Here is a 24,053-nt window from a genome sequence, read left to right as displayed (position 1 = left end):
AACCGGAACAACGGCTTGCCGGGGCTTTCCACACCGGATTCCCACCAATGGAGCGGCCGCGCCCCGGCGCCGGCCCACGAGGCAACCGTCCGCCGCATGCGCCTGTCCACGATCAAGCTCGCCGGATTCAAGTCCTTCGTCGACCCCACCACGCTGCACCTGCCGACCAACATGACCGGCGTGGTCGGCCCCAACGGTTGCGGCAAGTCGAACATCATCGACGCCGTGCGCTGGGTGATGGGCGAGAGCACCGCCAGCCGCCTGCGTGGCGATTCGCTGACCGACGTGATCTTCTCCGGCTCCACCGCGCGCAAGCCGGTGTCGCAGGCGATGGTCGAGCTGATCTTCGACAACTCCGACCACACCATCAGCGGCGAATACGCCTCGTTCAACGAGATCTCGGTCAAGCGCACGGTCAGCCGCGATGGCCAGAGCGCGTACTACCTCAACGGCACCAAGGTCCGCCGGCGCGACATCACCGACCTGTTCCTGGGCACCGGCCTGGGCCCGCGCAGCTACTCGATCATCGAGCAGGGGATGATCAGCCAGATCATCGAGGCGCGGCCCGAGGACCTGCGCGTGCATCTCGAGGAGGCCGCCGGCATCTCGCGCTACAAGGAGCGCCGCAAGGAAACCGAGACCCGCATCCGCCACACCCGCGAGAACCTCGACCGTCTGAACGACCTGCGCGAGGAGGTCGGCAAGCAGCTGCAGCATCTCGCGCGGCAGGCGAAGCAGGCCGAGCAGTACACCGCGATCCAGGCCGAGCGGAAGATCCGCGACGCGGAATGGAAGGCGCTGGAGTTCCGCACCCTCGATCGCGAACTGCAGGCGCTGCGCGAGGGCCTGGCGCAGGAGGAGACGCGGCTGGAACAGCTGATCGCCGAACAGCGCGACGCCGAGCGCCGCATCGAGACCGGGCGCGTGCGCCAGCACGAGGCCGCCGACACCCTGGCGAAGGCGCAGGCGGCGGTCTACGAGGTGGCCGGCACGCTGGCCCGCATCGAGCAGCAGATCGCGCATCAGCGTGACCTGTCCGCGCGCCTGCATCGTGCCCGCGACGAGACCGCCAATGCGCTGGCCGAACTCGGCGGCCATATCAGCGGCGACCAGCAGCGCCTCGATGCGCTGCGCGCGACCATCGTCGAGGCCGAGCCACGCCTCGAAGCGCTGCGCGCCGAGGACGAGGCGCGCCAGGAGATGCTGCGCGAGGCCGAGGCCGCGCTTGCCGACTGGCAGCAGCGCTGGGAAGCACATGGCCGCGAATCCGCCGAGGCGGCGCGGGCCGCCGAAGTCGAACGCACCCGCGTCGATTACCTCGACCGCCAGGCGCTGGAAGGCGACCGCCGCCGCGAGCAGCTGCAGAACGAACGCGCCGGTCTCGACCTTGACGCGCTCGCGGAGGCGTTTGCCGGGATCGAGCAGCGCCACGAAGAGCAGCGCACCGCGCTCGACACCCTCGGAGAGGACGTCGAGCTGCGCAAGCAGGCGGCGCTGGAGCTGCAGGACGAGCAGCGGCGCGCGCAGGACGAACTCTCCGAGCTGCGCAAGCGCGCGCAGGAAGCACGTGGGCGGCTGTCGTCGCTGGAGACGCTGCAGCATGCGGCGCTCGGCCAGGAGCAGGGTGCCGCGGTGGAGTGGCTGCGTCGGCAGGGGCTGGATTCGTCGGCCCGCGTCGGCGAACGCCTGCAGGTCGAAGCGGGCTGGGAGAACGCTGTCGAAGGCGCGCTCGGGCAACTGATCGAGGGCGTGCTGGTCGATTCGCCCGAAGCCCTGGTCGAAGCACTCGGCGACCTCGGTGAGGGCCGGCTTGCGCTGGTCTCGGCCGCGGACGGGGATGCCGGCTTCGCGCCGACCTCGCTGGCGGCGAAGGTGCGCGGGCCGCTGGTGATCCGCCGGCTGCTGGCACGGCTGCATGCAGCCGAAACGCTGGCCGATGCGCGTGCGCTGCAGGCCGCGTTGCCGGAGGGCGATTCCGTCATCACCCGCAATGGCGAGCGCCTGGGCGCGGGCTGGGTGCGGGTGCTGCGCTCCGGCGCGGCCAAGCAGGGTGCGCTGCTGCGCGAGCGCGAGATCCAGTCGCTGCGCGCGGAGATCGCCAGCCTGCAGGAACGCGAAGCCGATCTCGAAGCTGCGGCCGCGCAGCGCCGCGAGCGGCTGCTCGCGGCCGAGCAGGCGCGCGAGGAAGCCCAGCGGCAGCTCTATGTCGCCCACCGCAGTGCGTCGGAACTGGCCGGCCAGCTGCAGAGCCAGCAGGGTCGCCTCGATGCCGCGCGCAACCGCATCGCGCGCATCGACCAGGAGCTGGACCAGCTCATCGCCACGCTCGACAGTTCGGCCACGCAGTCGCGCGAGGCGCGTGGCCGGCTGGAGGATGCGATCGGCCTGATGGCCGGTCACGAGCAGGCCCGCCAGGCGCTGGAAGCCGAGCGCGCGGCGCTGGTGCAGGCCCGCGATGCCGCCCGCGACGCCGCGCGTGCCTCGCGCGATGCGGCGCACGCGCTCGCGCTGAGCCTGGAGTCGCAACGCGCGCAGATCGCCGGGCTCGCCCAGGCGCTGGAGCGGATGGGCACGCAGCGCGGCCAGCTCGACAGTCGCCTGGAAGAGATCACCGTGCAGCTCGCCGATGGTGACGCCCCGGTCGGCGACCTCGAGGAGCAGCGCCAGTCCGCCCTGGAACAGCGCGTGGTCGCCGACAACGCGCTGGCCGCGGCGCGTTCGGCGCTGGAAGCTATCGAGCACGAGCTGCGTGGTTTCGAACAGACCCGCCAGCAGCGCGACGCGCACGCGCTGGCGCAGCGTGAGGCGATCTCGCAGCGCAGGCTGGATCAGCAGGCGCTGGTGATCCGCGCCGACCAGCTGCGCGCGGCGGTGGTCGAGGCCGGCTACGAAATGGAGGCGGTGCTCGCCAACGTCGCCGACGAGGCCAGCGCCCCCGCGTGGGAAAAGATGGTCGCGGACTTCGATGCCCGCCTGCGCCGGCTCGAGCCTGTCAACCTCGCCGCGATCCAGGAACATGCCGAGGCCGCTCAGCGCAAGGAATACCTCGACAGCCAGGATGCCGACCTCAACTCGGCGCTGGAAACCCTCGAGGACGCGATCCGCAAGATCGACCGCGAGACCCGCGGCCGCTTCAAGGACACCTTCGACCGCGTCAACGCCGGCGTGCAGGAGCTGTATCCGCGCCTGTTCGGCGGTGGCCACGCGTATCTCGAGCTCACCGGCGAGGACCTGCTCGATACCGGCGTGGCGATCATGGCGCGGCCGCCGGGCAAGCGCGTGTCGAACATCTCGCTGCTGTCCGGTGGCGAGAAGGCGATGACCGCGGTGGCGCTGGTGTTCGCGATCTTCCGCCTGAATCCCGCGCCGTTCTGCCTGCTCGACGAGGTGGACGCGCCGCTCGACGAAGCCAACGTCGGCCGCTTCACCGCGATGGTGTCGGAGATGAGCGAGCAGGTGCAGTTCCTGTTCGTCACCCATAACAAGGCGACGATGGAGGCCGCGCACCAGCTCAGTGGCGTTACCATGCGCGAGCCCGGCGTCAGCCGGCTGGTTTCGGTGGACCTTGCCGAGGCAGCGCGCCTGGCCGGCGCGGCCTGACGGCCGGGGCGGCGCGCTGGTCGGCGCGGCATGACGGTCCATTCCGCACGCTGGCCGCGGCTGGCGTGCACCGATGACGAGCAAGGGAGAGAAGCGCGATGTCCGATGTGTGGCTGATGCGGATCGGCATTCTGGTTGCAGGTGCGATCCTGCTGGCGGCCATCTGGTACTTCGGCACGCGTCCGCGACAGGGCGGGCAGGGCCGTCGCCTGCGTCCGGAGGAGCGCGGCACCGAGCGTGACCGCATGGAGCCGACGCTGGGTGCGCAGATCGAGCAGGAGCTCGACGCCGCGGGCGCCACCACTGACGATGCGCGCGAGCCCGAGGAACTCGACCTCTTCGACGCCGCCGTCGGCGAACCGGCCACGCCGAACGCGGAACTCGGCCGCCGCGTCAGCGACGATTTCGACAAGATCGTGACCCTGTACATCGCCGCACGCGCCGGCGAGGTGCTGCGCGGTCCGGACATCGTGGTCGCGGCCGAGAAGGCCGGCCTGACCTACGGGCACATGAACGTGTTCCACCGCCTGCTGGAAGGCCATCCCGAGCGCGGGCCGATCTTCAGCGTGGCCAATATCCGCAAGCCGGGCAGCTTCGAGATGTCCGAGATCCAGTCGCTGGAAACACCGGCGATCGCGTTCTTCCTGACCCTGCCCGCACCGGTCAGCGCGCTCGACGCGTGGGAAAAGATGCTGCCCACCGCGCAGCGCATGGCCGAGTTGCTGGAAGGTGTCCTGCTCGACGAGCAGCGCAACGCGCTGGGCCGCCAGCGCGTGGCCCATATCCGCGACGACCTGCGCGCCTACGACCGCCAGAACGAAGCGCCGCCGGTGACCCGCAGCCCGCGCTGGTAGGGGATCCGCCTTTGGACGGCCCTATGTCCGGGGGCTGCATCGAAGGTCACGAGGAGCCCCGCCTTTTTCAGGGTTCTCCCGAATGACGGGAGTTCCATGCGAGCGCGGAGCCTCGCCGGGCGCCTGGGAATTTGTGAGCGCGAGCCGTGAGCCTGCGAGCCCGGGGTCAGGTCAGTGCCAGGAGCGAGAGCCAGAGCGCGGGCGTGGTACCGGCGCGGGCAGCCCGCCGCGGCCACAGGGGGATGCCCAGCCGGATATCTCCGCGTCCTGCTCCCACATCCGGCCGCCGGCCGTCCATGGCCGGCTCTGGGCATCCCCCTGCGTCCACGGCGGGCAACGGACTGTCGCTGCGTGCTGAAGAGGTCAACGGCGAAAAACGTCAGGCTCCTGGCGTCCACACCTTAGGCAGCCACGGCTATGACCTCCATGCCGGAACTCTCGTACGCACGCGCGTGTCAGCGGCAGGCGGCCCAGCACAACCGCTGTTGTTTTGTGTGCCGGAGCCGGCGGATGTCCGGGCCCGTCGCGTGCACCGGGGGGTGTGCTCCCAGCCGGCCATGGATGGCCGGCGGCCGGCTGTGGTAGCTGGACGCGGACTCCAGCCGGGGGAGCACACCCCCCGGTGCGCGTGACGGGCAGCGCGAAGCCGAACGAAGCACCTCGCCGACGCCCGGGCACCCCGCGCTCGCGCTTTTCCGCCACCGCCCGCGCGTGGAGAAGATCGAGGACAACACCTCCCCGTATGCACGATCAGCGGCACGGCGCGTACAGAGGCATTACAGCCGTACGACATCTCCCGCAGCGGGACATGGACCTTTCCAGTCAGACGCCTCGACACACATCCATGGAGCTGTGGTCCGCTGCCCGCAGGCGACGTCGCCCACCACCGCGGCCCCCTTAGAATTGCCCGATGGCCAAGTCCCCCAGCGAACGCGTCGACGAACTGCGGCGCCTGATCGAAGACGCGAACCATCGTTACTACGTCCTCGATGACGCATCGATTCCGGACGCCGAATACGACGCGCTGATGCGCGAGCTCGAGGCACTGGAAGCGGCGCATCCGGATCTCGTCACCGCGGACTCCCCGACCCGCACCGTCGGCGCACGCCCGGACTCGGGCTTCGCCGAAGTCCGCCATGCCATCCCGATGCTGTCGCTGGCGAATGCGTTCGAGGATCCCGACGGCGGTGACGACGACCGCACCCGCTACCGCGAGGTGGCCGAATTCGAACGCCGTATCGAGGACCGGCTCGGCACACGCGCACCACGTTTCTCGGTCGAACCCAAGCTCGATGGCCTCGCCATCAGCCTGCGTTACGAGGACGGGGTGTTCGTGCAGGGCGCCACGCGCGGCGATGGCGCGACGGGCGAGGACGTGACCGCCAACCTGCGCCAGGTGCGTGCGGTGCCGCTGCGGCTGCGTGACACCGGCGCGCCGCCGCCGGCGGTGCTCGAGGTGCGCGGTGAGGTGTACATGCCGCGCGAGGCCTTCGAGGCCTGGAACGCGCGCGCCCTGGAGCGCAACGAGCGCCTGCTGGCCAATCCGCGCAACGGTGCCGCGGGGTCGCTGCGACAGCTCGACCCGGCGGTCACCCGGCGTCGTCCGCTGGCGTTCTTCGCCTATGGCGTCGGTGCGGTTGAGGGCCTCGACCTGCCGGAGACGCATTCCGAAACGCTGGCACTGCTGCGCGGCTATGGGTTCCCGGTGGCGGCGGAAGTCGACACCGCCACCGGCTTCGATGGTCTGATCGCCTATTACCGCCGCATCGGCACGCTGCGTGACAGCCTGCCGTACGACATCGACGGCGTGGTCTACAAGCTCGACCGTTACGACCAGCAGCGCACGCTGGGCTTCGTCTCGCGTGCACCGCGCTGGGCACTGGCGCACAAGTATCCGGCGCAGGAACAGGCCACGCAGCTGCGCGCGATCGAGATCCAGATCGGTCGCACCGGCGCGGCCACGCCGGTGGCGCGGCTGGAGCCGGTGCAGGTGGCCGGCGTCACCGTCACCAATGCCACGCTGCACAACGCCGACCAGATCGCGCGGCTGGACGTGCGCGAAGGTGACACCGTGATCGTGCGCCGCGCCGGCGACGTGATCCCGGAGATCGTGCGCGTCATCGACGAGCGTCGCCCCCCGGGCACCACGCCGTGGGCGATGCCCGACGCCTGCCCGGTGTGCGGGTCCGACCTCGTGCGCGAGGAGGGCGAGGCGGCATTCCGCTGCACCGGTGGGCTCACCTGCGGTGCGCAACGGCGCGAAGCACTGCGGCATTTCGCCTCGCGGCGCGCAATGGATATCGAAGGCCTGGGCGAGAAGCAGGCCGACGCGCTGGTGGAATACGGTTTCGTCGAATCGATCGCCGATCTCTACGCACTCGACGTCGCCGATCTCGTGCGCATGAAGGTGGCGATGGATGCGGCAACCGCGGCGGACCTGCTGCGGATCGTCGATGACAGCCGCGGCGCGCTGTCGATCGATGAGGCAACGCGTACCGGTCTGGCACAGGAGCCGCCGCAGTGGCGGCGCGCGGAATTCCTGCGCGCCCACCTGGCGGTGGATGCATCCGCCGGCCGGGTGGCGACCAGATGGGCGGAGAACCTCGTGGCGGGCATCGATGCCAGCCGCCGCACCACCTTGCCGCGCTTCCTGTTCGCGCTGGGCATCCCGCACCTGGGCGAGACCACCGCGAAGACGCTGGCGCAGTGGCTGGGCTCGCTCGGGTTCATCCGCAGCACGCCGGCGCTGCTGCTGCAGGCGTTGCCCGACATCGGCGCGGAAGTGGCGCGTTCGATCGCGACGTTCTTCGAACAGCCGGGCAATATCGCCGTGGTCGATGCGCTGCTGGCCGCGGGCATCACCTTCGAGGACGAGGGCCTGCCGGATGCCGGGCTGCACGAACGCCTGGATCTTGCGCACCTGCTGTCCACGCTTGCGGTCAACAAGCTGGGCGGCAAAAGCGCCGAGCGCCTGGGCCAGACCTATCGGACGCTCGGCGCACTGCTGCGGGCGAATCCAAGTGGCTGGACGGGCGCCGGGCTGTCGGCAGCCGGTGCGGAGAACCTGCAGGCCTACCTCGCCGATGACGACGCGCGCGCGGCGTTGCTGGCGGCCGGCGAGGCGATGGAGCGCCTGCTCGCCGCGGCACCGGCGGCTGCACGGCGCAGCGCCGGCCCGCTCGAGGGCAAAACCGTGGTGCTGACCGGCACGCTGTCGTCGATGACCCGCGACGAGGCCGGCGAGCGCCTGGAAGCGCTCGGCGCCAAGGTCAGTGGCAGCGTGTCGAAGAAGACCGATTTCGTGGTCGCCGGCGAGGCTGCCGGCTCGAAGCTTGCGAAGGCGGAATCACTCGGCGTCGAGGTCTGGGACGAAGCCAGGCTGGTGGCCTTCCTCGGGCGTGAGCAGTGAGCGACTGGCGCCCGTCCGCGGCACCGGCCGCGATCCGCCTGCGCGCGCGCGTGAATGCGCTGATCCGCGGGTTTTTCGCCGAACGCGACGTGCTCGAGGTGGAGACCCCGGTGATGTCGCAGGCCGGCAACACCGAGCCCAATATCGCGTCGTTCTCGCTGGCATTCACCGGCCATGTCGATGCCGGTGCGCGTACGCGCTGGCTGCGCACGTCGCCGGAATACCCGCTCAAACGCCTGCTGGCCGCCGGCGTCGGTGACTGCTACGAGCTTGGCCGGGTCTTCCGCGATGGCGAAGCGGGCGGGCGCCACAACCCCGAGTTCACCATGCTCGAGTGGTACCGCGTCGGCTGGGACCATCGCCGGCTTGCCGACGAAGCCGCGGCGGTGGTGCAGGCGGCGCTTGCGCTGGTGGGTCGGCAGGCGCACGTGGTGGCGACGTCGTACCGGCAGCTGTTTCGCGAGGCGCTTGGCCTCGACCCGATGCTCGCCGACATCGGCACGCTGCGTGCGGCGCTCGGCGATATCGGCATCGATGGCGACGGCCTCAACCGCGACGATTGGCTCGACCTGCTGCTGAGCCATCGCATCCAGCCCGGCTTCCCGGTCGACCAGTTGCTGGTGCTGTACGACTACCCGGCATCGCAGTGCATGCTCGCGCGCATACGTGAAAGCGATGGCGACGTGCTTGCGCCGGTGCCGGTGGCGGAGCGCTTCGAGCTGTTCCTGGGCCCGCTCGAACTCGCCAACGGCTATCACGAGCTGGCCGATGCGGGCGAGCAGCGCGCGCGTTTCGAACGCGAACTGGCTGAACGGGCGCGCCGCGGTGACGTCCTGCCGCCGATCGACAGGCATCTGCTGGACGCGCTCGACAGGGGCTTCCCGGCCTGCGCCGGCGTCGCACTGGGCGTCGATCGCCTGCTGATGGCGATGCTGGGCACGTCGCGGATTGCCGACGTGCTCGCATTCGATTTCGCGCGCGCCTGAGGCCACGCCCCGCGGCGGGGCCGGATTGTCGAAATGTTTACATGCGCGGCGGTGCGCAGCGTGTAGATTGGGCGCGTCGTGGATCCGGGGGGTTTCATGTTGCGGGGAGCGCTTGTCGTGATGTTGGCCGTGGGCACGGGCGGATGCGGCCTGACCGCGCGCCTCGGCCTGGGCGGCGGGGAAGACGCGCAGCCCGTTGCCGCCGCGGAGCCTCGCGTGTTCCGCTGCGAATCGCGCGACAACCGCCGCAACTACTGCAACGCCGATACCCGCAACGGGGTGCGCCTGCTGGTGCAGAACTCCTCGTTCGATTGCATCCACGGCACCACCTGGGGCTATGACAACCGCAGCGTGTGGGTCGCACGCGGCTGCAGCGCGGACTTCGTCGAAGGGCCCGTCGATCTCGACGGCAACGCACCGCCGCAGCGCGTGCGCTGCGAGTCGCGCGGCAACCGCATGATGCGTTGCAATGCCGTGGTCGCGCAGGACGTTCGCCTGGACGAACAGCTGTCGGACGTGCGTTGCGTGCAGCGGCAGAACTGGGGCTGGGACCGCAACGGCGTGTGGGTCTCCGGCGGTTGCGGCGCGGAATTCGTCGTCCGCTGACGGCATTCGGCATCGATCGGGGCCGGCCGCTGCGGCGGTTAGAATCGCCCGATGAACGACGCCATCGATTACGCACGCTACGACCGCATCCGCCCGATCCGTTGGACCGGCAATGCCCTGGAACTCCTCGACCAGCGCAAGCTGCCGTTCGCGACCGAGTACGTCACCTGCACCCGCAGCGATGACGTGGCCGCGGCGATCCATGCGCTGATCGTGCGCGGGGCGCCGGCGATCGGCATCGCCGCGGCCTGGGGCGTGGTGCTGGCCGCGCGCGAGGTCGATGCGGCCGACGGCGTCACCGCAGCGTCCCTGCTGGCGCCGGCGATGCAGCGGCTCAACGCCGCGCGTCCGACCGCGGTGAATCTCGCCTGGGCGCTGGCGCGCATGCGCACCGCGCTCGAAGCCGCGGGTGCCGACTGGCGCGAACGCATCGCCGCCGAAGCGCAGGCGATTGCCGACGAGGACCTTGCCGCCAACCGGCGCATGGGTGAGCTCGGTGCATCGCTGATCGCGCCCGGCTCGGGCGTGCTCACCCACTGCAATACCGGTTCGCTCGCGACCGCCGGCTTCGGCACTGCACTGGGTGTCATCCGTGCCGGCGTTGCGCAGGGCAGGGTGGGCCGCGTGTATGCCGACGAGACCCGGCCGTGGAACCAGGGCTCGCGGCTGACCGTATGGGAACTGCAGCAGGACGGCATCGACGCGACCCTGATCGCCGATGCCGCCGCCTCGCACCTGCTGCGCAATGGCGAGGTCGAGTGGGTGGTGGTCGGTGCCGACCGCATCTGCGCCAATGGCGATGTGGCCAACAAGATCGGCACCTACCAGCTGGCGATCTCGGCGCGCTTCCACGGCAAGAAGTTCATGGTGGTGGCGCCGTCGTCCACCGTCGACATGGCCACGCCATCCGGCGACCGCATCGAGATCGAGGAACGCGATCCGGGCGAGCTGCTGGGCGTCGCCGGCAACCGCACGGTCGCCGAAGGCGTGCAGGCCTGGAACCCGGTCTTCGATGTCACCCCGGCGTCGCTGATCGACGCGATCGTGACCGAGCGCGGCATCGTCGAGCAGCCCGACGCGGAGCGCATGCGCGCCCTGTTCGGCACCGCCTGAGCGTTTCCGACGGACTCCCCTGGGGCGTGGTCGCGCGCAGCCGCTCCCCCGGGGACCGCACCCGCGCTTCCGGCGCGGCCTCTCGCGGCTCCATTCGCACCGCCTCGCCGTCCGGCCGCGGGACACGCGCCGGTCCCTTGCCCGTTCAGGTCAGCCGGGGCCGCCGCCCGCAACCGTACTGCCTGTGCGCGACCCTTGGCCTAAGTGCTTGTTTTCAGGATGGAAGCGTTTGGGCCGCAGGGCCCCGCGTGGTATCATCCGCTGTCTTTTTCCACGCGTTGCCGGCGGCCGGCGCGCGGGTCGTCCGGAGGTTCCGGAAGGCCACCCGGTCCGTGCCGCGCAGCCAGGATGCAAACCGCCTAGATGGTCGATTCCTCGAAAGAAATCATCCCCGTAAACCTCGAAGACGAGATGCGCCGCAGCTACCTCGATTACGCCATGAGCGTGATCGTGGGGCGCGCGCTTCCCGACGTGCGTGACGGCCTGAAGCCGGTGCATCGCCGCGTGCTGTTCGCGATGACCGAGCTCGGTGCCCACAGCAACAAGCCGTACTACAAGTCGGCGCGCATCGTCGGTGACGTGATCGGTAAGTACCACCCGCACGGTGACCAGTCGGTGTACGACACCCTGGTGCGCATGGCGCAGCCGTTCTCGCTGCGCTACATGCTGGTCGACGGGCAGGGCAACTTCGGTTCGGTCGACGGAGACTCCGCCGCGGCGATGCGTTACACCGAGGCGCGCATGGCGCGGCTCACCCACGAGCTGATGGCCGACATCGACAAGGACACCGTCGATTTCGTGCCCAACTACGACGAGAAGGAGCTGGAACCGTCGGTGATGCCGACGCGCTTCCCGAACCTGCTGGTCAACGGCTCGGCGGGCATCGCGGTCGGCATGGCCACCAATATCCCGCCGCACAACCTCGGCGAGGTGGTGGACGCGCTGATCGCGATGATCGACAACCCCGAGATCGACATCGACGGGTTGATGGAATACATCCCGGGTCCGGACTTCCCCACCGCCGGCATCATCAACGGCGTCGGCGGCATCCACCTGGCGTATCGCACCGGCCGCGGCCGCGTGCGCATGCGCGCGAAGGCGGACGTCGAGGTGGCCGACAACGGTCGTGAATCGATCATCGTCACCGAGATCCCGTACCAGGTGAACAAAGCGCGGCTGATCGAGAAGATCGCCGAGCTGGTGAAGGAAAAGAAGCTCGATGGCATCAGCGAGTTGCGCGACGAGTCCGACAAGGACGGCATGCGCATCTACATCGAGATCAAGCGCGGCGACTCCGCCGAGGTGGTGCTCAACAACCTCTATCAGCAGACGCAGATGGAGTCGGTGTTCGGCATCAACATGGTGGCGATCGTCGAGGGCCGGCCGCAGCTGCTCAACCTCAAGCAGATCCTCGAGGCCTTCGTGCGCCACCGCCGCGAGGTGGTCACGCGCAGGACGATCTTCGAACTGCGCAAGGCGCGCGCGCGCGCGCACATCCTCGAAGGCCTGACGGTCGCGCTCGCCAACATCGACGAGATGATCGAGCTGATCAAGACCTCGGACAACCCGCAGGTCGCCCGCGAGCGCATGCTGGCGCGGGTGTGGCAGCCGGGCCTGGTCGGTGCGCTGCTGGAAGCGGCCGGTGCCGAGGCCTCGCGCCCGGAAGACCTGCCCAGGGGCGTGGGCCTGCTGGCCGATGGCTACCAGCTCACCGAGACCCAGGCCCAGCAGATCCTGGAGATGCGCCTGCACCGCCTGACCGGGCTCGAGCAGGACAAGCTCACCGAGGAATACCGCCTGCTGCTGGAAACCATCCGCGGCCTGATCGAGATCCTCGAGAATCCCGACGTGCTGCTCGATGTCATCCGCACCGAGCTGCGCAACGTCAAGGAAGAGTTCGGCGATGCGCGTCGCAGCGAGATCCGCGCCAGCGAGGAGGATCTCGACATCCTCGACCTGATCGCGCCGGAAGACGTGGTGGTCACGCTGTCGCATGCCGGTTACGTCAAGCGCCAGCCGGCGACCGCCTACCGTGCGCAGAAGCGTGGTGGCCGCGGGCGCAACGCCGCGTCCACGAAGGACGAGGATTTCATCGACCAGCTGTGGCTGGTCAACACCCATGACACGCTGCTGGCCTTCACCAGCAGCGGCCGCGTGTTCTGGCTGCCGGTGCACCAGCTGCCCGATGCCGGCCCGAACGCGCGCGGGCGTCCGATCATCAACTGGATGCCGCTCGAGGAAGGCGAGAAGGTGCAGGCGGTGCTGCCGGTGCGCGAGTACACCGAAGGCCAGTACGTGTTCTTCGCCACCCGCAACGGCACGGTCAAGAAGACCCCGCTCACCGAGTTCGCGTTCCGCCTGCAGCGCGGCAAGATCGCCATCAACCTCGACGAGGGCGACGCGCTGATCGGCGCCGAGCTCACCGACGGCGACCGCGACATCCTGCTGTTCGCCTCCAACGGCAAGGCGGTGCGCTTCGACGAGAACGCGGTGCGCTCGATGGGCCGCACGGCGACCGGCGTGCGTGGCATCCGCCTCGCCGAAGGCGAATGCGTGGTCAGCCTGATCGTCGCCGAATCGGCAGGCGAGGGCGCCGAGGAAGCCGCCGACGAATCCGAGAACGGCAACGGGCATGCGAACGGCAACGGCAATGGCGATGCGGTGCAGGTCGAGCACGACGACGAGCCCGATGCCTACATCCTCACCGCCACCGAGAACGGCTATGGCAAGCGCACCCGGCTTGCGGAATACCCGCGCAAGGGCCGCGGCACCCAGGGCGTGATCGGCATCCAGACCACCGAGCGCAATGGCCGGCTGGTTTCGGCGGTGCTGCTGAGCCGTCGCGACGAGGTGCTGCTGATCTCCGATGGCGGCACCCTGGTGCGCACCCGCGCGGCGGAGATCTCCGTGGTCAGCCGCAACACCCAGGGCGTCACCCTGATGCGCGTGTCCGAAGGCGAGCGCCTGCAGGCGGTGGAGCGCGTGGATGCGTCGATCGTTGAGGACGAAGGCGTGGTGGCGACGGCACAGCTGGCCGACGGCGGTGCCGCAACGGAGTCGGCAACGCCGGCGTCCTGATGGCAGGGCGGGTCGCGGGCATCTCCCGCGGCGGGATGCCCTGACCCCAGGCCCTCTCCCGCGGGCGGGAGAGGGTTCTCGAGCCGCAGCCCCGGCGCGTCCATCGTGCACACGGGGGCGCGTTGTCCTCTCGTTCCTCGGATGTGGCGCAACCCTGGAATGCGGCGCGGTGGATGGGCTCCGTTTCGAGCCGCGCCGCCCGTCACGCGCACCGGGGGGCGTGCTCCCCCGGCCGGAGTCCGCGTCCAGCTACCACGGCCGGCCGCCGGCCATCCATGGCCGGCTGGGAGCACACCCCCCGGTGCACGCGACGGGCCCGGGCATTCGCCGGCTCCGGCACGAACATCACAGTGGTGTGTGTCGGCGTCGCCTACCGCTGAACGTGCCTGCGTTCGCAGGTCCGGCATGGGAGGTCGGCAGGTTGCGGCAACAGTGGCCGCGACGGCAGGCCGGGAGTCGCCGCCACGACGGCCTGACGTTCTTTGCAGTTGACCTTCCGGACGCGACGACGATTCAGGGCCCGCCGCGGCCACAGGGGATGTCCAGAGCCGGCCATGGATGGCCGGCGGCCGGATGTGGTAGCAGGACGCGGAGATATCCGGCTGGGCATCCCCTGTGGCCGCGGCGGGCCGCCCGCGGCCCAGCCTGACCCGGCCGTGCTCTGGCTCTTGCTCGGCTCGGCTCCGAACTTACGAACTTCCGGAACCTCCGGGCTTCCGGGCGCGAGGCTCCGCGCTTGCATGGACGCCCCTCTATCGGGAGGAGAACCTCCTTCGAGCCGCAGTCCCGCGGCCTGCAGACCCGACGACCGCGCGTTGCCTCACCGCTTCCCGACGCGCGCCTGCAGCGCCTGCTCCATCGTCAGCCGCCGGGCGAGGTCATCCGCCGACAGCCCTGGTGCGAACAGGAAACCCTGGCCGACCGGCACGCCGAGTTCCAGCAGGAAGCGCCGCTGCGCTTCCGACTCCACACCTTCGGCGACCAGCCCGAGGCCAAGACTCCGTGCGATGCCGGCGATCGCCTGGCAGACCGCGACGTCGGAATGGTTGTCCGGCACGCCCGCCACGAACAGCTGGCTGAGCTTGAGCCCGTGGATCGGCAACCGGCGCAGGTAGTTCAGGGCGCTGTAGCCCTCGCCGAAGTCGTCGATGCTCAGCATCACCCCGAGGTCGCGCAGGCCCGCGAAGGTGCGCAGGGTGTCGGGCGCGTCCTCGATCAGCGCGCGCTCGGTGAATTCCAGTTCCAGCGCGGAACCCGGCAGGGCGTGCTCGGCGAGCATCGCGCGCACGGCATCCGCGAGGTCGTCACCGATGAACTGCCGGTACGACACGTTGACCGCAACGCGTACGATCCCGTGGCCGGCGGCGCGCCATGCCGCGACCTGCGCACAGGCCTGCTGCAGCACCCAGCGGCCGATGCGCACGATGTCGCCGGTGTTCTCGGCGTGGGCGATGAAGTGGTCCGGGCGCATCTCGCCCTGCTGGCTGCGCCAGCGGATCAGCGCCTCGGCGGCGACGATGCGGCCATGGTGCAGGTCCACCTGCGGCTGGTACACCAGCCGGAACTCCTCGTTCTCCACCGCGCGGCGCAACTGCGTCTCCATGCGCAGGCGGTCCTCGCGCAGCTGCCCGAGCTCGGCGGTGTAAGCCTGCCAGTTGTTGCGCAGCCGCCGCTTGCTGTCGTACATCGCCGCATCCGCGTTCTGGATCAGCGTCTGCGGGCGGTCGCCGTCCTGCGGCGCGCGCGCGATGCCGATGCTGGCGCTGATGTCGAACTCCTCGCCGTCGAAACGGAAGTTCTCCGCCAGCGCCGAGAGGATGCGTTCGGCCAGACGCTCCGGCGTACCGGCATCGTCGCGGATGCCGCAGACGACCAGGAACTCGTCGCCACCAACGCGGGCGATCAGCCCCTCGGTGCCGACCGCGTCGGCGATGCGACGCGCGGCGAAATGGAGCAGCTGGTCGCCCGCCGCGTGGCCCAGCACGTCGTTGACGGTCTTGAAGCGGTCGAGGTCGATATAGAGCACCGCCAGCCGTGACTGGGTGGGGTCGCACAGGCGGCCGTCGAGTTCGGCCAGGATCGCGTCGCGGTTCAGCAGTCCGGTCAGCGGATCGGTGCGCGCCTGCACGCGCAGGGTTTCCTCGGCCTGCTTGCGTTCGCTGATGTCCTGCAGCGTGCCGGTGATGTTGATCGCGCCGGACTCGTCGTGTTCGCGCTCGCCGATGATGCGCACCCATAGCGCGCGACCATCGTCGCGGCGCCCGCGCAGCTCGAGGTCGAGCGGCTGGCCGCGATCCACGGCCGCGTGCAGCGCCTGTTCCAGCCGGTGCGCATCGTCCTCGCGCAGGCTTTCCAGCATGCCCGCCATGTTCACCGGCAGCGGCAGGTGGTCGAGGATGCGCGCGCCCTCGGCGGTGAGGTAGAGCGCGTCGCGGCCGACCTCCCACTCCCAGCCGCCGATCCGCGCCAGCGCTTGCGCGCGGGCGAACAGCGCATGGTCGCGCTTGAGGCTGGTGATGTCGTTGAAGAACGAGATCACCTGGTGCGGCTGCTGCGCGCCCGGCGCGAACACCGGCACCGTGGCATAGGACATCCAGCGCAGGCGCCGTTCCGGCTTGTGGTAGAAGCCGAGCACGCGGGTGCCGGTGGGGCGGCCGCTGCGCAGGGTCTGCGCGAACGGCGAGGCGTCGGGCGGAATCCTGCGGCCGCTTTCGTCGAGCAGGGTCCAGTCCTCCGGCACCAGGTGCTCGCCCAGGCTGTGGTCGGCATTGATGCCGAGGATGCGCATGGCCGCGGCGTTGGCCTGCAGCGGGCGGCCGGCGGCATCCTGCACCAGCACGCCCTTGTCGATGACCTCCAGCAGCTGCCCGTAGCGCGCTTCGGCCTCGCGGCGGGCGCTGAGGTCGCGTGCCACCGCCACCACGCAGGGGCGCCCATCGAGGCTGAAACCCGCCGAGTGCACCTCCACCGGGAAGCGGGTGCCGTCGGCGCGCATGTTGTAGACCTCGATCACATAGGTGCCGCCGCGGTGCAGGGTTTCGAGCACCGGTTGCATGTGGTCGGTGGGAAGGTCGGGATTGAGCACCTCGATCGGCTGGCCGACGATCTCCTCGCGCGGGCGCCGGTAGGCGCGCTCGCCGGCGCGGTTGAGGTCGAGCACGATGCCGCGCTCGTCGAGGATGCTGACCGGGTCGGGCACCGCGTCGAACAGCGCGGCGTAGCGCAGGCGTGCGCGCTCGGCATCGACGCAGCTGTGGCGCAGGGCGTCCGCCGCGCGTGTCAGCAGGCGGCGGGTGCCGTCGGGAAGGGTGCGGTCGCCGGCGGCGGCGTCGAGCGATGCGGCGATCCGCTCCGGGTCGTTCCCGGCGGCGTCGTCGTCGGCATCCGCTCGACGCGGGGGATTCATGACACCGCCGGCTCCGCGGCCGCGCACGCGGTGGCGCGGCCGACCCGGCTGCCGGTCTCGCGCCCGAGACAGCCCGCCAGCCAGCGCCCGGTGTCGGCGAGCGCGTCGAGGTCGATGCCGGTCTGCATGCCCATGCCATGCAGCATATACACGACATCCTCGCTGGCGACATTGCCGCTGGCCCCATGTGCATAGGGGCAGCCGCCGGTGCCGGCCACCGCGGCGTCGATCACCCGCGCGCCCTGCTCGAGGCAGGCGAGCACATTGGCCAGCGCCTGCCCGTAGGTATCGTGGAAGTGCAGGGCAAGCGCCGGCACCGGCACCTCGGTGGCCACCGCGCGCAGCATGGCCGCGGCCCTCGCCGGCGTCCCCACGCCGATGGTGTCGCCGAGCGAGACCTCGTAGCAGCCCATGTCATGCAGCGCACGCGCGACGCGCACGACGTCGGCCAGCGGCACCTCGCCCTGGTAGGGGCAGCCCAGTACCGTCGAGACATAGCCGCGCACGCGCACGCCATCCGCGCGCGCCCGTTCCATCACCGGCGCGAAGCGCTGCAGCGACTCGTCGATGCCGGCGTTGATGTTCCTGCGGTTGAAGGCTTCCGATGCCGCGGTGAACACCGCGATCTCCTCGACGCCCACCGCGCGTGCGCGCTCGTAACCGGTTTCGTTGGGCACCAGCACCGGATAGGCGATGCCCGGGCGGCGCGCGATGGCGGCGAACACCTCGGCGGCGTCGGCCAGCTGAGGCACCCACTTCGGGCTGACGAAGCTGGTGGCCTCGATGGTGCGCAGGCCGGTGCGGCCGAGCCGGTCGATCAGCTCGACCTTGAGCGCCGTCGGCACCAGTGCCTTCTCGTTCTGCAGTCCGTCACGCGGCGATACCTCGACGATGCGTACCTGGTCGTTCATTGCCTCTCCCGCTGGGATGTACGTCGCCTGCACCCGGTTCAGGCCAGGCGGGCGAGGGTGGCGTCGGCCTCGACGAATTCGCCCTCGGTGACCGGCAGTTCCGCGAGCTCGCCATCGCGCGGCGCCTTGATGGAGATTTCCATCTTCATCGCCTCCATCACCAGCAGTTCCTGGCCGGCGGTCACCGCGTCGCCCGCGGCCGCGCGCACCACCACGATGCGGCCCGGCATCGGCGCACGCAGGCGGCTGTCGCTGCCTGCGGCGGCGCCGGCGGCGCGCTGTTCGCGGCGCAGGAAGCGCAGCGCGCGACGGCTGTCGCCGTCGTGGATCAGCAGATGGTCGCGGTCCCCGCCGATGCGGAAGGCCCGCGCACTGCCGTCGGCCTGCAGCCACAGGCGGTCGCCCTCGCGGCGCGCGGCGGTGACGTCCACCGGCGCGGCATCGCCGACGGTGATCGTCCAGCGCCCGCCACGGCCACTGGCATGCACGTCGAGCACGTCGTCGCCATTACCCAGCCGCAGGCGCGTGGCGGCGCCACCGGCACCATGCCAGCCGTCGCCGGCAGACCATGGCGAATGCGGATCGCCGGGCTGCGCGCCGGTCGCCTGTTCGAGGGCGAGCAGCTCCGCCACGACTGCGGCCACGCGCTGCATCGCCATGGCCTGCGGGCGCTCGGGCTGGCGCAGCGCATCCGGCTGGCGGTCCAGGTAGCCGGTATCGATGGTGGCATCCACCACCGCCGGGTCGCGCACCAGGCGTTCGAGGAAGCCCACGTTGGACTTCGGTCCTTCGATCTCGCACGCCGCCAGCGCCTCGCGCAGGCGCGCCAGCGCACGCGGGCGGTCGGCGTCGTGGACGATCAGCTTGGCGATCATCGGGTCGTAGAAGATGGTGACGGTGTCGCCCTCGACCACGCCGCTGTCCACGCGCACATGCGCATCGGCGTGCGGCAGGCGCAGCCGGGTCAGCGCGCCGGAACCGGGCAGGAAGCCGGCATCCGGGTCCTCGGCGTACAGCCGCACCTCGATGGCATGGCCCTGCTGGGTGATCGCGTCCTGCGCCATCGGCAGCGGCTCACCGGCGGCGACGCGCAGCTGCCATTCCACGAGATCGAGGCCGGTCACCAGTTCGGTCACCGGGTGCTCCACCTGCAGGCGGGTGTTGATCTCCATGAAATAGAAGGCGCCTGCAGGGTCGACGATGAATTCCACCGTGCCGGCATTGGCGTAGCCGATCGCGCGCGCGGCGAGCACCGCGGCTTCGCCCATGCGCGTGCGCAGGTCATCGGTCAGGAACGGCGAGGGCGATTCCTCCAGCACCTTCTGGTAACGGCGCTGCGCGGAGCACTCGCGCTCGAACAGGTGGATGGTGTTGCCGACGTGGTCGCCGAACACCTGGATCTCGATATGCCGCGGCTGCTCGATATAGCGCTCCAGCAGTACGCGGTCGCGGCCGAAGGCGTTGGTGGCCTCGCGCTGGCAGCTCTCCAGCGCGGGCGCGAACTCCTCCGCAGCGCGCACGATGCGCATGCCCTTCCCGCCGCCGCCGTGCGCGGCCTTGATCATCAGCGGGAAGCCGATGCGCTGTGCCTCGCGTGCCAGCGTCGCGCCGGACTGGTTCTCGCCGGTATAGCCGGGCACCACCGGCACGCCGGCCGCCGCCATCAGGTCCTTGGCGCCGGCCTTGCTACCCATTTTCCGCATTGATGCCGCCGAGGGCCCGATGAAGCGGATACCCGCGGCGTCCACCGCGTCGGCGAAGTCCGCGTTCTCGCTCAGGAAGCCGTAGCCGGGATGGATCGCCTGCGCGCCGCGTTCGCGGGCCACCGCGAGGATCGCATCGCCGCGCAGGTAGCTGTCCTGCGGACGCGGCCCACCGATCGGCCACGCCTCGTCGGCCATGCGCACATGCAGCGCCTGCGCATCGGCCTCTGAATACACGGCGATGGTGCGGATGCCCAGCCGGCGGCAGGTGCGGATCACACGGCAGGCGATCTCGCCGCGGTTGGCGATGAGTACGGAATCGAACATGGGTTCAGCCTTCTCCTCCGGATGGAGGGGTGGATGCGGATGCATGGAACGGCGAAGCGACGGGCTCAGCGCTGCACCCATGCCGGGGGGCGCTTGTCCAGGAACGCGGACAGGCCTTCCTGGCCTTCGGTGGAGACACGCAGCGCGGCGATCAGGGTGGCATTGTCGTGGTCGCGGCGGTCGCGGTCGGGCTCGGCAAGCACTTCGCGCACCAGACGCTTGGCGTCGGCGGCGGCGAACGGGCCGGCCTTGAGCAGCAGGCCGATCTGCCGGTCGACCGCGGCGTCGAGCTCCGCCGCCGGTACCACCTCGTGCAGCAGGCCCATGCGGTGTGCCTGTTCCGCATCGAAGATCTCGGCGGTTGCGAACCAGCGGCGCGCCTGGCGCGGACCGATCGCGGCGATGACGTACGGCGAGATCACCGCCGGCAACAGGCCGAGGCGGCTCTCGGTGAGCCCGAACTTCGCCTCCGGCACGCCGATGGCGATGTCGCAGCAGGCCACCAGGCCGACGCCGCCACCGAAGGCCGCGCCGTGCACGCGGGCGATGGTCGGCTTCGGGAGTTCATCGAGCGTGCGCATCAGGCGCGCGAGCGCCATCGCGTCATCGCGGTTCTCGACCTCGCTGGCGCCGGCCATCGCGCGCATCCAGTTGAGGTCGGCGCCGGCCGAGAACGAGGCGCCGGCGCCCTCGATCACCACCGCACGCACGTCGGCGTCGCGCGCCACCTGCTCCAGCGCGGCGGTGAGCGCGGCAATCAGGCCGGCATCGAAGGCGTTGTGCAGGTCGGGGCGATCCAGGCGCAGCCGGGCCACCGGGCCGTGGGTGACGAAGGTCAGGGCATCGGACATCGGGACGGACTCGCGGAAACCGACCGGCATGATACCCGCGTCGTCCACGCCGGCCGGCGCAACGGCAGGCGTCGACCTGTGGCGGCGTCCACGACGTCGACTGGACGATTCGCGATGCTCCAGGGCGCCGCGGTTGCCCGCAGGCCTATCTAATGGCGCATCCCGCGCTTGCCCGAACGCCGCGTGTCATGGGTGGGGGTGACCTCGACGGCGAGGCTGAAACTGCGCTCGTCACCGCCGAAGAGCGCGCCGACGCCCACCACCTGGCGGTTGAGCTCCTTGCCGTCGCCATCGCGCACGACCAGCACCACCGAATACTCCCAGGCGCCGCCTTCGGCGGGGTGGCGTATGGTGCCTTCGACCTGCAGTGCATTGGTGGATGCACCGGCCACGCTGGCCGGCGCATCGAAGCGCAGGTAATGCCGGCACGACGGGCAGATCGTCGCGCTCTGCAGGATGGTGGTCTTGCAGTGCGGGCAGATGCGGGTCGCGCCGGCCTCGCCGGGCCGGCCGTTGCTCACGGGGTGGCGGGTTCGAGGTCGGCCCTGTCGGTCTTCTCGACGCGTGCGCCCTTGGCCGCTGCCGGGCTCTCCCAGCCGCACTCCACATGCCCGCGGATCTTGGAACCTGCCGCCACGGTGAGCGTGCCGGCCTTGAGGTCGCCGCTCATCACCGCGGTGTCGAGCAGTTCCACGCGCTGGGCGGATTCGATATTGCCTTCCAGCTCGCCGGCGACGATGACCTTGTCCGCGCGCACGCCGCCATCGAGCTTGGCGCCGCGCTCCAGGGTGACATCGCCCTGCACGTTGACGTCGCCCTTGAAGCGGCCGGCGATGCGCACGTGCCCGGTGCCCTCGATCTTGCCCTCGATGGTGAGGTTCGAGGCGATCAGCGATTCCTTGGCTTCCGGCTGGCTACTGCGCGGTGGCGCGCTCTGGGTCGGACGGAAGTCGGCCGCAGCGGGCGCAGGCGGCGGGTTGTCGCGCACGGCGGCAGGGGCGGGTTCATTGGCGAAGGACGGCACGTCCTTCCTGGTTTGACCGGGCGGGTTGAAGATGGCCATGGAGTTCCTCGGCAGGACGGTGGCGTGCGGGCCGGACAGGGAAACGCGCGGATGCCGCGCGGCGGCGAAGCCGCTGCCCGAGACTAGCACGCAGCCAGCACTGCCCTGTTGTGACCGGCTGCCCCGAATGGCCAGCGCAGTCAACACCTTACGCTTCGGTATTCACTCGGGACCTGCGCTGTATACACATGTCCTCTACGCCAGTACCCGCGCCCTGTTACATCCGGAACACGCCGAAGCGGGCCGGCTCCACTGGTGCATTGAGTGCGCTCGACAGGCCCAGGCCGAGCACGCGGCGGGTGTCGGTCGGATCGATGATGCCGTCGTCCCACAGCCGCGCGGTCGCATACCACGGGCTGCCCTGGTGTTCGTACTGCTCGCGGATCGGCTGCTTGAAGGCGTCTTCCTCGCCCGTGCTCCAGCTGCCGCCCTTGCCCTCGATGCCATCGCGCTTCACGGTCGCCAGCACGCTCGCGGCCTGCTCGCCGCCCATCACGCTGATGCGCGCGTTCGGCCACATCCACAGGAAACGCGCGCCGTAGGCACGGCCGCACATCGCGTAGTTGCCGGCGCCGAAGCTGCCGCCGATCACCACAGTGAATTTCGGCACGCTCGAGCAGGCGACCGCCGTGACCATCTTGGCCCCGTCCTTGGCGATCCCCGCGTTCTCGTATTTGCGGCCGACCATGAAGCCGGTGATGTTCTGCAGGAACACCAGCGGGATGCCGCGCTGGTTGCACAGCTGGATGAAGTGCGCGCCCTTGAGCGCGCTCTCGCCGAACAGGATGCCGTTGTTGGCGACGATGCCGACCGGGTAGCCATGCAGATGGGCGAAGCCGGTCACCAGGGTCTTGCCGTAGCGTGCCTTGAACTCCTGGAACTCGCTGCCATCGACCACGCGCGCGATCACCTCGCGGATGTCGAACGGCCGGCGGGTGTCCTTGGGCACGATGCCGTACAGCTCGTCGGCCGGGTAGAGCGGTTCGACCGGCGCACGCACCGCCACCGGCACGTGCTTGGCGCGGTTGAAGCCGGCGACGATGTCGCGTGCGATCTGCAACGCATGGCGGTCGTCCTCGGCGAAATGATCGGCGACGCCCGACACGCTGGTGTGCACGTCGGCACCCCCCAGCGATTCCGCATCCACCACCTCGCCGGTCGCGGCCTTCACCAGCGGCGGCCCGCCAAGGAAGATCGTGCCCTGTTCCTTGACGATGACGCTCTCGTCGCACATCGCAGGCACATAGGCACCGCCCGCGGTGCAGCTGCCCATCACCACCGCCACCTGCGGGATGTTCTCCGCCGACAGCCGCGCCTGGTTGTAGAAGATGCGGCCGAAGTGCTCGCGATCGGGGAACACCTCGTCCTGCAGCGGCAGGAAGGCACCGCCGGAATCGACCAGGTACACGCAGGGCAGCCGGTTCTCGCGGGCGATCTCCTGCGCGCGCAGGTGCTTCTTCACCGTCATCGGGAAATAGGTGCCGCCCTTGACGGTGGCGTCGTTGGCGACGATCACCACTTCCTGGCCCATCACCCGGCCGATGCCGCAGATCATGCCCGCGGCCGGCGCGGCGCCGTCGTACATGTCCTCGGCCGCCAGCGGTGCGATCTCCAGGAACGGCGAGCCGGGATCGAGCAGGGCGAGCACGCGCTCGCGTGGCGGCAGCTTGCCGCGTGCCACATGGCGCTGCTGCGCGGCCTCGCCGCCACCGGCCGCCGCACGCTGCAGGCGTTGCCTCAGCTCATCGGCGAGGGCGCGGTGGTAATCCGCGTTCTCGCGGAAGTCGGCGGAGCGCGGGTCGATCTCGGTCGCAAGAACGGGCATGGCATCGGCGCGGCTATACGAAAGGCCGACAAGGATACCCGCTGCCCGGTTCGCGCCCGCCGGGCAGGTAGAGGCGGAGAGCAGATGCGGCGGCAGCGAAGGCAATCGCAGGCGGGGGCTTGAGTGAATGGGAAGCCTTTCCGGGCTGCGGGCGATGGCATACGGCCGGCGTGTTCGTGCGCCCGAGAGCCGCTTCGTCATGATTCGCGCTGCCCGTCGCGCGCACCGCGGGGTGTGCACGCGACGGGCCCTGGCGTTCGCGGGGTCCGGCACGAAAATCAACAGCGGGCACTGCCGGTGTTGCCTCAACGACCACGCTCG

At 70.2% G+C, this 24,053-nt stretch carries 14 protein-coding genes; 7 read left to right on the top strand and 7 right to left on the bottom strand.

Annotated elements, in window-relative coordinates:
• The first annotated feature begins 96 nt into the window (after positions 1-96).
• From smc to gyrA, 7 genes are all read left to right on the top strand, one after another.
• Complete coding sequence (smc, locus tag LDO11_RS09380; protein ID WP_232141317.1) at positions 97-3,600, top strand: chromosome segregation protein SMC; 3,504 nt, start codon at positions 97-99, stop codon at positions 3,598-3,600.
• A gap of 98 nt (positions 3,601-3,698) precedes the next feature.
• A complete protein-coding gene (gene zipA / locus LDO11_RS09375; protein ID WP_129135643.1) occupies positions 3,699-4,454 on the top strand; it encodes a cell division protein ZipA in 756 nt (251 codons plus the stop codon).
• A gap of 910 nt (positions 4,455-5,364) precedes the next feature.
• On the top strand, positions 5,365-7,863 hold the full coding sequence (gene ligA, locus LDO11_RS09370) for an NAD-dependent DNA ligase LigA (protein WP_232141316.1): 2,499 nt from the start codon (positions 5,365-5,367) through the stop codon (positions 7,861-7,863).
• Positions 7,860-8,849 carry an EF-P lysine aminoacylase EpmA gene (gene epmA, locus LDO11_RS09365; protein WP_232141315.1) on the top strand — a complete coding sequence of 330 codons (990 nt, stop codon included), beginning with the start codon at positions 7,860-7,862 and terminating at the stop codon, positions 8,847-8,849. Before ligA ends, epmA begins: the two co-directional genes overlap by 4 nt.
• A gap of 96 nt (positions 8,850-8,945) precedes the next feature.
• On the top strand, positions 8,946-9,455 hold the full coding sequence (locus tag LDO11_RS09360) for a DUF3011 domain-containing protein (protein WP_343226120.1): 510 nt from the start codon (positions 8,946-8,948) through the stop codon (positions 9,453-9,455).
• A gap of 51 nt (positions 9,456-9,506) precedes the next feature.
• On the top strand, positions 9,507-10,568 hold the full coding sequence (gene mtnA / locus LDO11_RS09355; protein WP_129135647.1) for an S-methyl-5-thioribose-1-phosphate isomerase: 1,062 nt from the start codon (positions 9,507-9,509) through the stop codon (positions 10,566-10,568).
• Between the two features lie 363 nt (positions 10,569-10,931).
• A complete protein-coding gene (gene gyrA, locus LDO11_RS09350; protein WP_232141313.1) occupies positions 10,932-13,646 on the top strand; it encodes a DNA gyrase subunit A in 2,715 nt (904 codons plus the stop codon).
• An 820-nt stretch (positions 13,647-14,466) separates the two neighbouring features.
• Here gyrA and LDO11_RS09345 read toward each other — a convergent pair.
• The 7 genes from LDO11_RS09345 to LDO11_RS09315 all read right to left on the bottom strand — a co-directional run bounded on the left by LDO11_RS09345 (position 14,467) and on the right by LDO11_RS09315 (position 23,732).
• Complete coding sequence (locus LDO11_RS09345) at positions 14,467-17,052, bottom strand: sensor domain-containing protein (protein ID WP_232141312.1); 2,586 nt, start codon at positions 17,050-17,052, stop codon at positions 14,467-14,469.
• Positions 17,049-17,963: a hydroxymethylglutaryl-CoA lyase gene (locus LDO11_RS09340; RefSeq protein ID WP_232141311.1), complete on the bottom strand. Its 915-nt coding sequence runs from the start codon at positions 17,961-17,963 to the stop codon at positions 17,049-17,051. The genes LDO11_RS09345 and LDO11_RS09340 overlap by 4 nt, the downstream gene beginning before the upstream one ends.
• 38 nt (positions 17,964-18,001) lie before the next feature.
• The gene (locus LDO11_RS09335) at positions 18,002-19,993 is read right to left on the bottom strand and encodes an acetyl/propionyl/methylcrotonyl-CoA carboxylase subunit alpha (RefSeq protein ID WP_232141310.1); all 1,992 of its coding nucleotides are present in this window, start codon (positions 19,991-19,993) and stop codon (positions 18,002-18,004) included.
• A gap of 65 nt (positions 19,994-20,058) precedes the next feature.
• Entirely contained in the window at positions 20,059-20,844 is a 786-nt protein-coding gene (locus LDO11_RS09330) for an enoyl-CoA hydratase/isomerase family protein (RefSeq protein WP_232141309.1), read from the bottom strand.
• A 149-nt stretch (positions 20,845-20,993) separates the two neighbouring features.
• On the bottom strand, positions 20,994-21,365 hold the full coding sequence (locus LDO11_RS09325; protein WP_232141308.1) for a hypothetical protein: 372 nt from the start codon (positions 21,363-21,365) through the stop codon (positions 20,994-20,996).
• A complete protein-coding gene (locus LDO11_RS09320) occupies positions 21,362-21,907 on the bottom strand; it encodes a bactofilin family protein (RefSeq protein ID WP_129135654.1) in 546 nt (181 codons plus the stop codon). The genes LDO11_RS09325 and LDO11_RS09320 overlap by 4 nt, the downstream gene beginning before the upstream one ends.
• 217 nt (positions 21,908-22,124) lie before the next feature.
• Positions 22,125-23,732: a carboxyl transferase domain-containing protein gene (locus LDO11_RS09315; RefSeq protein ID WP_232141307.1), complete on the bottom strand. Its 1,608-nt coding sequence runs from the start codon at positions 23,730-23,732 to the stop codon at positions 22,125-22,127.
• Positions 23,733-24,053: the final 321 nt, after the last annotated feature.

This window comes from Alterluteimonas muca (genome assembly GCF_021191595.1).
In the GTDB taxonomy this organism is placed as follows: domain Bacteria; phylum Pseudomonadota; class Gammaproteobacteria; order Xanthomonadales; family Xanthomonadaceae; genus Luteimonas; species Luteimonas muca.
This window is presented reverse-complemented; position numbering and strand designations above follow the sequence as displayed.